This window comes from Pseudomonas sp. C32, from assembly GCF_030417915.1.
GTDB lineage: Bacteria > Pseudomonadota > Gammaproteobacteria > Pseudomonadales > Pseudomonadaceae > Aquipseudomonas.
This window is the reverse complement of the sequence record NZ_JAUHUK010000018.1, coordinates 103,425-115,075: the sequence shown is the minus strand read 5'-3', so window position 1 is coordinate 115,075 and position 11,651 is coordinate 103,425. Positions and strand designations below refer to the sequence as shown.

The 11,651-nt window shown below is 56.4% G+C and carries 16 protein-coding genes and 2 pseudogenes; 9 read left to right on the top strand and 9 right to left on the bottom strand.

From position 1 onward, the window contains the following. The first annotated feature begins 167 nt into the window (after positions 1–167). Positions 168–1,499: an MFS transporter gene (locus tag QYH43_RS20395; RefSeq protein WP_301157961.1), complete on the top strand. Its 1,332-nt coding sequence runs from the start codon at positions 168–170 to the stop codon at positions 1,497–1,499. Between the two features lie 78 nt (positions 1,500–1,577). Here QYH43_RS20395 and QYH43_RS20390 read toward each other — a convergent pair whose 3' ends face one another. Beyond that, positions 1,578–2,066, bottom strand: a complete 489-nt coding sequence (locus tag QYH43_RS20390) for a DMT family transporter (RefSeq protein ID WP_095060196.1) — start codon at positions 2,064–2,066, stop codon at positions 1,578–1,580. A 77-nt stretch (positions 2,067–2,143) separates the two neighbouring features. Between QYH43_RS20390 and QYH43_RS20385 the strand changes: the two genes are divergently transcribed. Then, on the top strand, positions 2,144–3,052 hold the full coding sequence (locus QYH43_RS20385; protein WP_301157960.1) for a LysR family transcriptional regulator: 909 nt from the start codon (positions 2,144–2,146) through the stop codon (positions 3,050–3,052). 20 nt (positions 3,053–3,072) lie between these two features. On the opposite strand, the gene QYH43_RS20380 is transcribed toward QYH43_RS20385, so the two are convergent. Together QYH43_RS20380 and QYH43_RS20375 are read right to left on the bottom strand one after the other, a co-directional pair. Next, a complete protein-coding gene (locus QYH43_RS20380; RefSeq protein ID WP_095060200.1) occupies positions 3,073–3,357 on the bottom strand; it encodes a type II toxin-antitoxin system RelE/ParE family toxin in 285 nt (94 codons plus the stop codon). Next, the gene (locus tag QYH43_RS20375) at positions 3,347–3,586 is read right to left on the bottom strand and encodes a CopG family ribbon-helix-helix protein (RefSeq protein ID WP_095060203.1); all 240 of its coding nucleotides are present in this window, start codon (positions 3,584–3,586) and stop codon (positions 3,347–3,349) included. The genes QYH43_RS20380 and QYH43_RS20375 overlap by 11 nt, the downstream gene beginning before the upstream one ends. 154 nt (positions 3,587–3,740) lie before the next feature. On the opposite strand from QYH43_RS20375, the gene QYH43_RS20370 reads away from it, so the two are divergent. The 4 genes from QYH43_RS20370 to QYH43_RS20355 all read left to right on the top strand — a co-directional run bounded on the left by QYH43_RS20370 (position 3,741) and on the right by QYH43_RS20355 (position 6,677). Further along, positions 3,741–4,379 (top strand): LysE family translocator, encoded by a 639-nt coding sequence (locus QYH43_RS20370; protein WP_095060205.1) that lies wholly within the window; start codon positions 3,741–3,743, stop codon positions 4,377–4,379. Positions 4,380–4,481: 102 nt separating this feature from the next. Then, positions 4,482–5,822, top strand: a complete 1,341-nt coding sequence (locus QYH43_RS20365; protein WP_301157959.1) for a sensor domain-containing diguanylate cyclase — start codon at positions 4,482–4,484, stop codon at positions 5,820–5,822. Positions 5,823–5,939: 117 nt separating this feature from the next. After that, positions 5,940–6,101 (top strand): KGG domain-containing protein, encoded by a 162-nt coding sequence (locus QYH43_RS20360; RefSeq protein ID WP_082344429.1) that lies wholly within the window; start codon positions 5,940–5,942, stop codon positions 6,099–6,101. A gap of 72 nt (positions 6,102–6,173) precedes the next feature. Beyond that, positions 6,174–6,677, top strand: a complete 504-nt coding sequence (locus tag QYH43_RS20355; RefSeq protein ID WP_301157958.1) for a DUF4142 domain-containing protein — start codon at positions 6,174–6,176, stop codon at positions 6,675–6,677. 49 nt (positions 6,678–6,726) lie between these two features. On the opposite strand, the gene QYH43_RS20350 is transcribed toward QYH43_RS20355, so the two are convergent. Beyond that, on the bottom strand, positions 6,727–7,137 hold the full coding sequence (locus QYH43_RS20350; protein ID WP_095060211.1) for a low affinity iron permease family protein: 411 nt from the start codon (positions 7,135–7,137) through the stop codon (positions 6,727–6,729). A gap of 153 nt (positions 7,138–7,290) precedes the next feature. On the opposite strand from QYH43_RS20350, the gene tam reads away from it, so the two are divergent. Beyond that, entirely contained in the window at positions 7,291–8,061 is a 771-nt protein-coding gene (gene tam / locus QYH43_RS20345) for a trans-aconitate 2-methyltransferase (RefSeq protein WP_301157957.1), read from the top strand. 59 nt (positions 8,062–8,120) lie between these two features. Here tam and QYH43_RS20340 read toward each other — a convergent pair whose 3' ends face one another. From QYH43_RS20340 to QYH43_RS26930, 5 genes and pseudogenes are all read right to left on the bottom strand, one after another. Next, on the bottom strand, positions 8,121–8,390 hold the full coding sequence (locus tag QYH43_RS20340; protein ID WP_095060215.1) for a short-chain dehydrogenase: 270 nt from the start codon (positions 8,388–8,390) through the stop codon (positions 8,121–8,123). Between the two features lie 431 nt (positions 8,391–8,821). Then, positions 8,822–9,229: a type II toxin-antitoxin system HicB family antitoxin gene (locus QYH43_RS20335; RefSeq protein WP_034150108.1), complete on the bottom strand. Its 408-nt coding sequence runs from the start codon at positions 9,227–9,229 to the stop codon at positions 8,822–8,824. A gap of 37 nt (positions 9,230–9,266) precedes the next feature. Then, positions 9,267–9,446 (bottom strand): type II toxin-antitoxin system HicA family toxin, encoded by a 180-nt coding sequence (locus tag QYH43_RS20330; protein ID WP_095060219.1) that lies wholly within the window; start codon positions 9,444–9,446, stop codon positions 9,267–9,269. 203 nt (positions 9,447–9,649) lie between these two features. Beyond that, a pseudogene (locus tag QYH43_RS20325) lies at positions 9,650–9,880 on the bottom strand (type II toxin-antitoxin system HigA family antitoxin); the annotation flags it as partial. After that, positions 9,880–10,164 (bottom strand): annotated as a pseudogene (locus tag QYH43_RS26930) (type II toxin-antitoxin system HigB family toxin). The pseudogenes QYH43_RS26930 and QYH43_RS20325, both read right to left, overlap by 1 nt. A gap of 361 nt (positions 10,165–10,525) precedes the next feature. On the opposite strand from QYH43_RS26930, the gene QYH43_RS20310 reads away from it, so the two are divergent. Further along, positions 10,526–10,825, top strand: coding sequence for an FkbM family methyltransferase (locus tag QYH43_RS20310; protein ID WP_301157955.1), 300 nt, complete (start codon positions 10,526–10,528; stop codon positions 10,823–10,825). A 244-nt stretch (positions 10,826–11,069) separates the two neighbouring features. Beyond that, entirely contained in the window at positions 11,070–11,417 is a 348-nt protein-coding gene (locus QYH43_RS20305; protein WP_301157954.1) for a potassium channel family protein, read from the top strand. Positions 11,418–11,651: the final 234 nt, after the last annotated feature.

Here is an 11,651-nt window from a genome sequence, read left to right as displayed (position 1 = left end):
ATCAACCCCTTGTAGGCGCTGGCTTGCCAGCGATGAGGTCATCCCGTTCAACATTAATGTCGACGGGTACACCGCTTCGCCAGCAAGCCGGCTCCTACAGAAAACGCACCTCAACCAGACAACAAAAACAATCGGACACCCATGGGAAGTCCGCCTGGAGAACCACTATGAGCCTGAATGCACTGGAGGCGAGCGCGAGCCCGTCCGTTAGCCACGACGAAGAAAAAGCCCTGGTCAGTAAAGTCGCCTGGCGCCTGATGCCATTGATCATGGTTTGCTACCTGTTCGCGTTTTTCGACCGCATCAACATCAGCTTCGCCAAGTTTCAATTGCAAACCGACCTGAGCCTGAGCGATACCGCTTACGGCCTCGGCGCCGGGTTGTTCGTCGTTGGCTACGTGATTTTCGAAGTGCCGAGCAACATGATGTTGTACAAGGTCGGCGCCCGCCGCTGGATCGCCCGGATCATGATGTCTTGGGGCCTGGCCACGGCACTGATGGTGTTCGTCAACAGCGAATGGCAGTTCTACGCGCTGCGCTTCGTGATCGGCGCGATGGAGGCGGGTTTTGCGCCGGGCGTGCTGTATTACCTGACGCTCTGGTTTCCGCAGCACTACCGCGGTCGCATCACGTCGATGCTGTTCCTGTCCTCTGCGTTTGCCGGTCTGGTGGGCGCGCCGTTTTCCGGTTTGGTGTTGCAGCACCTCGACGGCGTATTGCAAATGCGCGGCTGGCACTGGCTGTTCCTGCTCGGTGGTGTGCCGTGTATCGGCCTCGGTTTGCTCGTGCTGACGCTGCTCAAGGATCGCATCGAAGACGCCCATTGGCTGACGCCGTCGGAGAAGACGATGCTGGCCAGTCGTATCGCTCACCACGAACCGCACAAGAGCGGCGGCTCGCTGCTCGCGGCGCTGCGGATTCCGGGCTTCCTGACACTGGGGCTGATCTACTTTCTGATCCAGGTGGCGTCCTACGGCCTGAATTTCTGGGCACCGCAATTGATCCGCAGCGCCGGTACCGAGAGCCCGGTGATGATCGGTCTGCTGACGGCTATTCCGTACATCTGCGGCGCGATCAGCATGGTGGTCATCGGGCGGTTGTCCGATGCGACGGGTGAACGGCGCAAGTTCGTCGCAGGTCTGGTGGCGGTGGGCGCGGTCGGTTTCTTCAGCGCCGGGATCTTTGCCAATCACACGACCTTCCTGATCGTCGCCCTGGGCTTGCTCGGTGCCGGAATCATCGCGTCCATCCCGAGCTTCTGGACCTTGCCGCCAAAACTGCTGGCCGGTGCCGGCGCAGGTGCGGCGGGCGGGATCGCGGTGATCAACACCCTGGGCCAATTCGGCGGCATCGTCAGCCCGGTCATGGTCGGGCGGATCAAAGACCTGACCGGTAGCACCACGCCAGCGCTGTATGTGATTGGGGTGTGTGCGCTGATCGCCGTGGCGCTACTGATGTGGGGGCTGCCGCAGAAGTTGCGTACCCTCGACAAGTTTTAAAAGATCGCAGGCTGCGCCAGCGCCTACAAAGACCACGCATTCCTTTAGGCGCTGGCGCAGCCTGCGATCTTTTGATCTTCAAGACGTCACGGTCAGCGCTTTCCCCGCCGCATCGCCAAACTGAATCAACACCACCCCCGCAATCAACAACAGCGCCCCCAACACCTTGGGCAATGTCAGGTGCCGCTCCACCAACCCAAACCACCCAAAGTGGTCGAGCAACATCGACGCCACCACTTGCCCCGCGAGCGCCAGGGCCATAAAGCCCGAAGCCCCAAGCTTGGGCAGCAGCACCAACGCCAACGAAATGAAGCACACCCCGAACGCGCCACCTGCCCACATCCACAGCGGCGCCTTGCTGATAAACGTGAGTGAAGGCAACGGCAAGCGCAATGCCAGGATGATCGGCAGCAGCACCAGAATGCTCACCATCAATGAGGCAAGCGTTGCCCACAACGGATGACCCAGGCCGCGCCCAAGATTGACGTTGATCGCGCTCTGGAAAGGCACCACCGCCCCGGCAAACGCGGCAAGCAGTAACAGGCCAGCCCAATGCAACGTACTCATGTTCTTACTCCAACAAGTTTCGCTGGACTGTAGGGTATTCGTCACGCAGATTTAAATTCCATTTTGCTATTCAGAACATGCATCAGATGAATGATCTGCGCCGCATCGATCTCAACTTGCTGGTGATCCTCGATGCCTTGCTCAGCGAGCAACACGTCACCCGTGCCGCTGAGCGCCTGCATTTGAGCCAACCGGCGGTCAGCCATGCCTTGGCCCGCTTGCGCGATTTACTGGGGGATCCGCTGTTGGTCCGTGCGGGGGCGGGTCTTGTGCCCACTCCGCGAGCACTGGAATTGGTGGTGCCGCTGTCCGAAACGTTGGCCCAGGTGCAATCCTTGTTGGCACCCAATGCCTTCGATCCTGCCACCGCCAAGCGCACTTTTCGCCTGGCCATGTCCGACTACGGCGCTGCCATCGTCCTGCCGGGATTGATCCGTACCTTGCGTCGAGAAGCGCCGGGCATCGACCTGCAAATCAGCCACGCCAGCCGCGAAGGCATGCTCGAAGGGGTGGTCAACGGTGATATCGATATCGCCGCCGCTGTCTTTCCAGAGTTACCCAACGAATTGCGCAGCCTGCCGCTGTTCGAAGAGCACTACGCCTGCCTGGTGGACCGCAACAGCCTGCCCGCCGAGGGCGTGCTCGACCTGCCCACCTACCTGAGTCGTCCCCATGTCTTGCTGGAAATGCGCGGCAGCGGCACGCCGGAAATCGAGCGCGCCCTGACCAGCCTGGGCGAGCGCCGCCGCGTTGCTGTCAGCCTGCCGCACTGGCGCGTCGCCCCGGAGTTCGTCAGCGGCACCGACCTGATCCTCACCGTCGCTTCACGGGCCTTGCGCGACATCGATGAGCAGACGCTGGTCGTGGTGCCGCCACCGTTTCAGATTCCGTCGTTCACCTTTGTGTTGGTGTGGCACAAGCGGCGAGGCGGGGATCAGGCATTGAATTGGTTGAATCAGCGGATTGGGGAGGTGATCAAACGCTAAAGGCTTTTTCTAAATGACCGTTACCAACTGGAGGGTGGAAGTCGACGCGTATGAAAAACTCGCAGTACTTGAAGCCGATCCTGGCGAACCCGATAGGGAATCAAATAGGGACGATCAGGCATGACCCATTCCCGCGTACCGGGTAGGCGTCCCTCGCGGCCTGTCGCTGGAAATCGGGCGAGGTGATCAACACTGGCGAGAATTGCCTGGACGAACTCGGCTGCAGCTTTTGGATTCTCGATGGCGATGTACGTGGCTTCGTCATCAAGATTCTTTAACGCCGTACGCAACCACTCAACCTGCATTGACAGTCCACTTTTCTGTGATTGCGTTCACTTCCTCCTGCGTCGCGAAGTCCCCATCCTCGGCTTCTTTCAAGGCTTTCTGAATTTCCTCGATTTGCCACGCTTCACGTGCCAGGTATTCGCGCAAGGCATTCACGGCGAGAAAAGATTTGCTGCGGCCCGTAGCTTTGGAAAGACTGGCGAGGGTATTGGCGATTTCGTCCGGTATGCGCAGTGACATAACTGACATGATGGTCTCGATGTAGTGATTTGTAATACAACATACTACACCGCGATCAGTAGGGCGCGGCCAGCCCGTTCGTCTATCGAGATGTTTCAGTCGAGTGCTACAGACCTGAGATAGACTGCCGAACATTCAACACTGCGCATAAAAAGGAGCCCCAATGACCCCCTCGCTACTCATGGCTGTGCTCGCCTCGGGTTTTATCTACGGCATTACGCCGGGCCCCGGCGTGCTGGCCGTCTTCGGCATTGGCGCGGCGCATGGACGGCGGGCCGGTGCAGGTTTTTTGTGCGGGCATTTGCTGGGCGATGTGGTCTGGTGCAGCACCGCGCTGGTGGCGATCGTCGGCGCGCGGGAAATCGGCAGTACCGCGTTTGATGTACTCGGCGTCCTCAGTGGGCTCTATCTGTTCTGGTTAGGCTGGCGTGCCGTGCGGGCCCGTCGCAGTGGCACCGAAGCTCCGCAGGGGCCGGCGCGGCAGCCGTTCTGGCATGGCATTCTGTTTGGCCTGACCAACCCGAAGGCATATCCGGTGGCAGTGGCCACGTTTACCGCATTGTTGTCGAGCCGCGCGGAGTTGCTGACCTGGTCGATGTTGCCGTGGTTGATCGTCCTCAGCTTCGTCGGCGGACTTATCGCCTACGCTATCCTCATCGGGATTGTCGGGGCACGGCGGGTACGCACCCTGTACCAACGCCATGAACTGGCGATCACCCGGCTGTGCGGGGTAATGTTCATCGGTTTCGCCATCAACGCGCTGGCGCATGCCTTGCCGGGGTTGGTTGCGAACAAGGCTTGACGTTGATCGCAGGGATGCATCAGTCACACCGGCAGCGCAGGGGCGCTTGATCGGTCAGGGATGGATTTGATTGCTGCATTGTCCGGAAGCGCTCTCTGTACCATGGCAACCAGAAATTCTGCGCCGCTGGCGAGCTACATCGATCTCTTGCTGGACGCCGTTTGCGCGGTGGATAAGCAGGGCCGCTTCGTCTTTGTCAGTGCAGCCTGCGAGCGTATTTTCGGTTACAGCCCCGATGAGATGATCGGCCTGCCGATGATTGATCTGGTGCACCCGGCCGACCGTCAGCGCACCCTCGACGCTGCACGGGAGATCATGGGCGGCGAGCCCAAGCTCAACTTCGAAAACCGCTACGTGCGCAAGGATGGCCAGGTCGTGCACATTCTGTGGTCGGCGCGTTGGTCCGAGGTCGACCAACTGCGTATCGCCGTGGCGCGTGACATCACTGAGCGCAAACAGGCCGAATCCCGGCAAGCGGCGCTGTACGCCATCTCTGAAGCTGCCCATGCGGCAGAAGATTTGCTGGCGTTGTTCAAACGCATCCACATGATCATTGGCGAATGGCTGCCGGCGCTGAATTTCTCCGTGGCGCTGTATGACGAGCACTGCGCACAACTGAATTTCCCTTATCACGTCGATGACCACGAGCCGCAACCCGGGCAGCCGGGGACGATTACCGGGCGTTTGTGCGTCGAAGTCATCCGCTCGGGGCAGCCGATACTGCTGACGCCGGACCAGATTGCGCCGGGTTTTGAGACGCTGATGACCGGGCACGACGCCCCTTGCTGGCTGGGCGTACCGCTGAACTCGCAAAAGGGCACCATCGGAGCGCTGATCGTCAAGAGCATCCCCGGCGGGGAGCGCTATACCGAGCAAGACAAGGAGCTGCTGCAATATGTCTGCGCTCAGGTCGCTACCGCCATCGAGCGCAAGCAATTGCACGCCCGTCTGCAACACATGGCTCAGTACGACCAACTGACGCAACTGCCCAATCGCGAGCTGCTGCGGGACCGGCTCAAGGCGTCAATGGAGGTGGCCCGGGAGGCGAACGGACGAATGGCGTTGTTGTACGTCGATCTCGACCGCTTCAAACAAGTCAACGACACCCACGGCCACGCGGTCGGCGACATGCTGCTGCAAGCGGTGGCCAACCGGCTCAGGGGCTGCGTGCGGGACACCGACACGGTGGCGCGCATTGGCGGCGATGAGTTCGTGGTGTTACTGCACAGCATTCAGGCTCCGGAAGACACCGACATCGTGGTCGGAAAAATCCGTCAGGTGCTGGACCAGCCCCTGCGCCTGGACGGCCACAGTCTGAACATCCAGCCCAGTATCGGCGTCGCCCAGTACCCTGAACATGGCACTGAAGATAAGCAGTTGCTGCGCCATGCCGACGAGGCGATGTACACCGCCAAGCGCGCACATCACCTGCGCTTCGTCTGAAAGTGTCATCACCGTTCGTCGAGACGATTTCAGGTTTTCTAAACCTTTTGGCACGCGAAAATTCAGATTCTATGCGGGCTACAGCTCGCCGCGATCAATACCAAGAGGAAGAGAATCATGCCTAACTCAAGAAACTCGAACTCGGGAAATTTCGCCAACGATCGAACGAAGGCATCTGAAGCCGGTCGCAAAGGTGGGAAAACGACCACCACGACTGTCGATAAAGAGAAGCCCGACATGGGTCGAAAAGGCGGACAAGGCGGGCAAAAGTCCCGCTAGTGGATAACGGTCGTTTTAATTGAGAAGCGGGAGCGAAAGCTCCCGTTTGAATTTTAAGAGGAGGGCGCGACCATGAACCGGATGGCCACCCGATTGCGTAATGCCAGTTTTGTAACGTTGTTGGGCCTGTGCGCCAGCAGCGCCTTCGCCCAGTCGCCTGCCGAATTCATCAACGATGCCTCCGCCAAAGGCATGGCGGATATCGAAGCCAGCCGACTGGCGCACCAGAAGTCCGAATCCAAAGAGGTCAAGGACTACACCATCGTCGTGATCAACGACCGCACCACCGCCAACCAGCACCTGGCAAAAATCGCCAAACAACTGGATCTACCGGTGGCACCGCGCGAGGAGGTGATGGAAAAAGCCAAGGCATTGATGCCGCAGGTCATGGAAGGCGCGACGTTTGATGAGGCCTATGCCGCCAGTCAGGTGAAAACCACTCAGGAAGCCATCGAACAATTGCAGCAGACGGCGCAGACCACTGACGTGCCGCAAATCAAAGCGTTTGCCGAGGAGACTCTGCCGAAGCTGCAGAACCATCTGGAAATGGCCAGGGCGCTGCAAGCCAGTCGCTGATTTTTGAATTGCGCAGGCGATGACAGACGCCTGTGCAATGGCTGTTTTATCAGCAGTCTTTCAATCCGGACTGAGCCTTTTCTTCGATAACGGTACCGTCCAGGGAAATGGTCTGGCCTTCGCCGAGGGTCCGATACTTCTTTCTCAGCGCCTCCAACTCCTTGAGGTCCAGCGCTTCGAGCCCAAGCATCGCGTTCTGCGCATCCTTGGTCACCCGCAGCAACTCATCGACCTTCAAATGCAAAATGTCCGTGTCGCGGTTCTGCGTGTTCTGGATCAGGAACACCATCAGGAAGGTGATGATGGTGGTCGAGGTATTGATGACCAGTTGCCACGTGTCGTTGTAACCGAAAAACGGCCCGCTCACCGCCCACAAAAAAATCAGAATGATCGCTCCCATGAACGTCATGGGACTGCCGGCCCACAGGGCGAGTTTCTGCGCGACTTTTGCGAATTTCATGGCCGTGTTCCTTATAAGAGGGCGCTTGAATTTCAGACAGTGGCGGCAAGGTGAAAATTCGATATGACTGAACAACCGGTTTTCTGAAACCTTTGATGATGTTCAACGCGGTATCGTAGCGACCCGAGGACAACACACCGACAGGAGAACGCAATGAGTTGGTCCGCCAAACAATACGTCGCTTTTGAAGATGAACGCACCCGCCCAGCCCGTGACCTGCTGGCGGCGATCCCCGCCGGTGATGTGCGCTCGGCCGTCGATATCGGTTGTGGTCCCGGTAACTCGACGGAGTTGCTGGTGGAGCGTTTTGCCGGCGCTGCGGTGCGCGGGTTGGACAGTTCGAGCGACATGATCGAGGCTGCACGCCAGCGCCTGCCACAAGTGCAATTCGATATCGCGGACATCGACACCTGGAGCGAAGCAGGTCCGTTCGATGTGATTTTCGCCAACGCGGTGTTGCAGTGGGTGCCCGATCACGCCACGTTGTTGCCTGCACTGGTGAACAAACTTGCGCCCGGCGGCAGCCTGGCGATTCAGATGCCCGACAACCTCCAGCAACCTTCGCATCGCTTGATGCGCGAAGTCGCGGCTGACGGACCATGGGCCAGCAAGCTTTCGAAAGTCGCCGGGCAGCGGACCGAGATGGCCGATGCCGGCGTTTATTATTCGATGCTCAAAGCCTGCTGCACGCGCGTCGATGTGTGGCGCACCACCTACCATCATCCACTCGCGGAGGGTGCGGCCGGTGTCGTCGAGTGGTTCAAGGGCAGTGGGTTGCGGCCGTTTATTGAACCGCTGGATGAGGCGGAGCGGGTGCAGTACCTCAAACAATATCTGTCAGCGATTGAACAGGCTTATCCGGCGCTGGCCGATGGTTCGGTGCTGTTGCCGTTTCCACGGTTGTTCATTGTCGCGACCCGCTGAGACTGCAAAGCACCCCGACATTGTGGCGAGGGAGCATGCTCCCTCGCCACAGGATTGCATCAGGACGGCTCTGCATCCAGCCGTCGAGCGATCACATCCAGCACATCGCAACCATCGCGCAATGGCACGCAGCACAGCAATGCAAAATCACTCAAAACGACGGTGTCAGAGGTCAGGTCACCGCGCATGGCGAGGTTTTCCAGAAGTTGAGTAACGGCTCGGATTCTGTAGCTGGCGGTGCTGAGGAGGGAGTGCAGAGGTTGGGTCGTGTTGACGTAGAGGGAGGGGAGGTCGTCGGCGTTGCTGGTTAAAGCCATGAATTCTTGCATGAGTATTGCTCCACTTAGTTGAGGTCTACCAACCGATCGTCGCCAAACGAAAGGGTGGCAACTGTACGCAGGTTGGCGAACCGGAGTGGAAGCCGGCAGACTCGAAAGTCTCCCGCGCACAGCTGCCAAAAAACGACAACTCTACAGATGCAAAAACGCCTGCAAGCAAGCCAGCGCGCTTTTGCATTCCACTTCAGGTCGCCAAACCCGACACGCCATTTGGGCGTCGGAGGACTATAGGCTTCGTGGCAAAAGCACAGCAATGCGCAAGTGTACGGACATTTCCCAGACTATTGTAGGACGTTGCTTTATCTACAAAACGGCCTCATTCGAGCGATCGAGGGTCGGGGGTGGATTCAGCGTTGCTCTAAACCCCGGCCATAAAAAAACCGGCCACAGGGGCCGGTTGATTTCTCGCTGAAGCACTGTCATCAGCCCTGCTGCAACACCTTGAGTGCCGCCGATGCCAAAAAGCCCGAACGGCTTTTCTCTTCCGGATGGTGCAGCACGTACTCATCAATACGGTTGAGCAGGTAACCCGGAAGCGTGATGTTCAGCTTCTGGGCCTTACCCAGATATTTGGTAACGTCGATGTCCACCAGCGCCCACGCACACCCGGCATATTTCGGGTCAGCTGCGTGCAAGGTCACTTTGTTGGCTGGTGGAATGGGCGAGCCGTCTTCGGCCAGAATCTCGAAATGGCCTTCGATGGCTTCCCGGGCCATCGCCATCGCGTCATCCAGATCTTCCCCGGCGGAAAAGCAGCCCGGAATGTCGGGGACTTCAACGCCCCAGGCGTGCTCGTCGTCGCCCATCGAAATCGCAATTGGATAAAGCATGTTCATTGTCCTCCGAGGACTTGGCGCCTAGCACTCGTCAGAGCAGCGCCTGTTGCAAAATACTGATGGCCGTTTTCTTGAGCAGATCTTTCTTCGGGTGAGGGACTGTCACCAACCCCGGCTTGGTCGGGTGCTTGAAGTGATGATGGCTGCCTCTGACTCGTACCAGATACCAGCCGTCTGCAATGAGTTGGCTTATCAAAAATCGGCTATTCACATCACCTCCCTGTGGTGTGCTTGTGGTTACTATACCTACTGATTTTTTGTAATCAACACTATAACCACCGAATCTCACGGGTTCGGCGGTGCAGCGATAGGAATCGAGTCTAGGAGGGCGCTGCGGGAATGGCTTTGTGCAAGTCTTGGTTTACGTGTTTTGTGTATTTCGAGGTTTTTCGTCAGGTACGCTCACACGAAATCGCTGGTGCCGATGAAGGGTTCCAGATCACGAGGCGTCAGGCCTTGTTGATCCATGCGAAATTTAATTGCCTCAATCGGATCCGAGGGGGGCATCGGGTAATGCTCGTCTTCGTACTTTTCGATGAGCAGCGCAAGAACTTCCAACTCATCGCCTTCCGAGCCCCACAATTGCTCAACACGAGCAAATGCAGCGTTCAGGTCTTCTTGGCTGCGAATAGGCTTAATGTTCATCACACGGTCTCCGTGTTGATCTGATCGTACTGAGCGTGAGTGCTAACGAATCGTATGAAACCAAGTTGGCGTTGGTAATCAATTGCCATGAACACTCGGTACTAGTTGCCACCGATGTTGAATACAACCCTGCCACCCTTGAAGATGCTGGTCGTTCTAAGCTCCGCTTTGACCTCGGTTTTTTCCATGTGCCGATACCCTTCAACCAGTGGTGTTTCGGAGTCAGCATAAGCCGGACTACTTTCCCAGAACTCCCGCAATGTCCCTTTTGCAATCACACGCACTGCATTACCTCGCGTTTTGGGAGGTGTCAGTCGTCGCTTCAAAGAGATGCAATCCTGGATCTGGACGAAATCCGTTACCGGACAAGAACAAACGTTAACAAAACTCAGATTTTGCGACGTTAATTTTTCAGGATATGGAAATGCTGACCAAATTGCGCCAACAGATTGGAGCTTCCAGGCACGCAAATCACAATGGGCGGCTGCAATACCTATCAAGCTCCTGCCGCTTTTCATGAAGCTGCTTTCGTCGACTTTCAATACGTTGAAGCGCTGCGCGTTGATCGAATTGCTTTTGCGCTGATTGACAGAAACTAACGAGCGATTCTGTTCAAAGAGCGTAATTAACCAGAAATATCAATTTTTGATTTCGTCTCTGCCTACTCCTGCGCTATTTTTGTTAACGAAAATGGCAATATGGGCGCGTCTGGTCTCGGGGGCGCGTGATGGCTCACATAGCACGGAAACAGTATCACTCATCAGAGGCGATGAATGGGTAGCTGAAAATTCGACCGCCATAACAAAAATTGATTTTATAAAAAATGATGTCGAAGGGCACGAATCCAAAGTAATACATGGCTTGAAGCAAGCATTATTTAAATTTCGCCCCATCATCATGCTTGAATATAGCGAACAATCAAGCGTCACAATATTTAGAATATGACGACATTTTTGAAACATATTTCAAGGATTATGAAATATTTGTTTTAGGTAGTAACTATGACCCCGCTTGCTATGGTGGCAAGCCATTTGTAAGCATTAAGAGAAATCTTGCAAAAAACTGGAAAAGAAAACAGCAAAACTTTATTGTTTTAATGTCACGCTCCCATAGGACAATATTTTAATTGTCCCTAAAGAGAGAGTTTCATTTCTCCCTGGCTCAAGCTTTATTAATGGAAATCCATAACATGCGTACGCGTATCACTTATGCCAAGAAAGTTCGCCGCGAGTTTTACAAAACTGTGTGGTTTTATTTTCTTGTTGTCTCGCCGATTTTTTTAATGCTCATTTTTATTATCTCGCTGCTCGGTCTGATCATCAGTCAGCTCGAAGGATGGAGCGCATTTGAAGGTATTTACTTTGCTTTTGTCACCGGCCTGACCATCGGTTACGGCGACCTGGCGCCCAAACTGGCTACCTCGCGTTTCCTTGCCATCGTGCTTGGTTTTAACGGCGTGCTGATGACGGCCATCTTTGCAGCTATCAGTATTAAGGCCATTGAAGTCACCGCTCGTGCGTCAAGTACCGATGAGTAGGACTGGCGCAATAAGCAGAACCATCTAGCCTCAAGCTCAAGGTTTGAGCAGTAGTTACGGCCCTAGAGAACAGATTGGTGCCGCCACCAGATTGACGAGGAAACTCGCTGCACCAGGTGCCCGCTTTGTCGCGGGCTTCCCAGTAGAGGTAGGGCACTTTCGGCCCTCTGGATTGAGCGACTACATCAATGAATTTGTCTTCAAACGTCATCTAAAGCGTCTTAAGTGCCCTAA

What these genes read in the sequence shown, in the direction of transcription:
- QYH43_RS20395 (WP_301157961.1), top strand. Translation starts at nt 168, where the DNA reads ATGAGCCTGAATGCACTGGAGGCGAGCGCGAGCCCGTCCGTTAGCCAC.
- QYH43_RS20390 (WP_095060196.1), bottom strand. Translation starts at nt 2,066, where the DNA reads ATGAGTACGTTGCATTGGGCTGGCCTGTTACTGCTTGCCGCGTTTGCC.
- QYH43_RS20385 (WP_301157960.1), top strand. Translation starts at nt 2,144, where the DNA reads ATGCATCAGATGAATGATCTGCGCCGCATCGATCTCAACTTGCTGGTG.
- QYH43_RS20380 (WP_095060200.1), bottom strand. Translation starts at nt 3,357, where the DNA reads ATGCAGGTTGAGTGGTTGCGTACGGCGTTAAAGAATCTTGATGACGAA.
- QYH43_RS20375 (WP_095060203.1), bottom strand. Translation starts at nt 3,586, where the DNA reads ATGTCAGTTATGTCACTGCGCATACCGGACGAAATCGCCAATACCCTC.
- QYH43_RS20370 (WP_095060205.1), top strand. Translation starts at nt 3,741, where the DNA reads ATGACCCCCTCGCTACTCATGGCTGTGCTCGCCTCGGGTTTTATCTAC.
- QYH43_RS20365 (WP_301157959.1), top strand. Translation starts at nt 4,482, where the DNA reads ATGGCAACCAGAAATTCTGCGCCGCTGGCGAGCTACATCGATCTCTTG.
- QYH43_RS20360 (WP_082344429.1), top strand. Translation starts at nt 5,940, where the DNA reads ATGCCTAACTCAAGAAACTCGAACTCGGGAAATTTCGCCAACGATCGA.
- QYH43_RS20355 (WP_301157958.1), top strand. Translation starts at nt 6,174, where the DNA reads ATGAACCGGATGGCCACCCGATTGCGTAATGCCAGTTTTGTAACGTTG.
- QYH43_RS20350 (WP_095060211.1), bottom strand. Translation starts at nt 7,137, where the DNA reads ATGAAATTCGCAAAAGTCGCGCAGAAACTCGCCCTGTGGGCCGGCAGT.
- tam (WP_301157957.1), top strand. Translation starts at nt 7,291, where the DNA reads ATGAGTTGGTCCGCCAAACAATACGTCGCTTTTGAAGATGAACGCACC.
- QYH43_RS20340 (WP_095060215.1), bottom strand. Translation starts at nt 8,390, where the DNA reads ATGCAAGAATTCATGGCTTTAACCAGCAACGCCGACGACCTCCCCTCC.
- QYH43_RS20335 (WP_034150108.1), bottom strand. Translation starts at nt 9,229, where the DNA reads ATGCTTTATCCAATTGCGATTTCGATGGGCGACGACGAGCACGCCTGG.
- QYH43_RS20305 (WP_301157954.1), top strand. Translation starts at nt 11,070, where the DNA reads ATGCGTACGCGTATCACTTATGCCAAGAAAGTTCGCCGCGAGTTTTAC.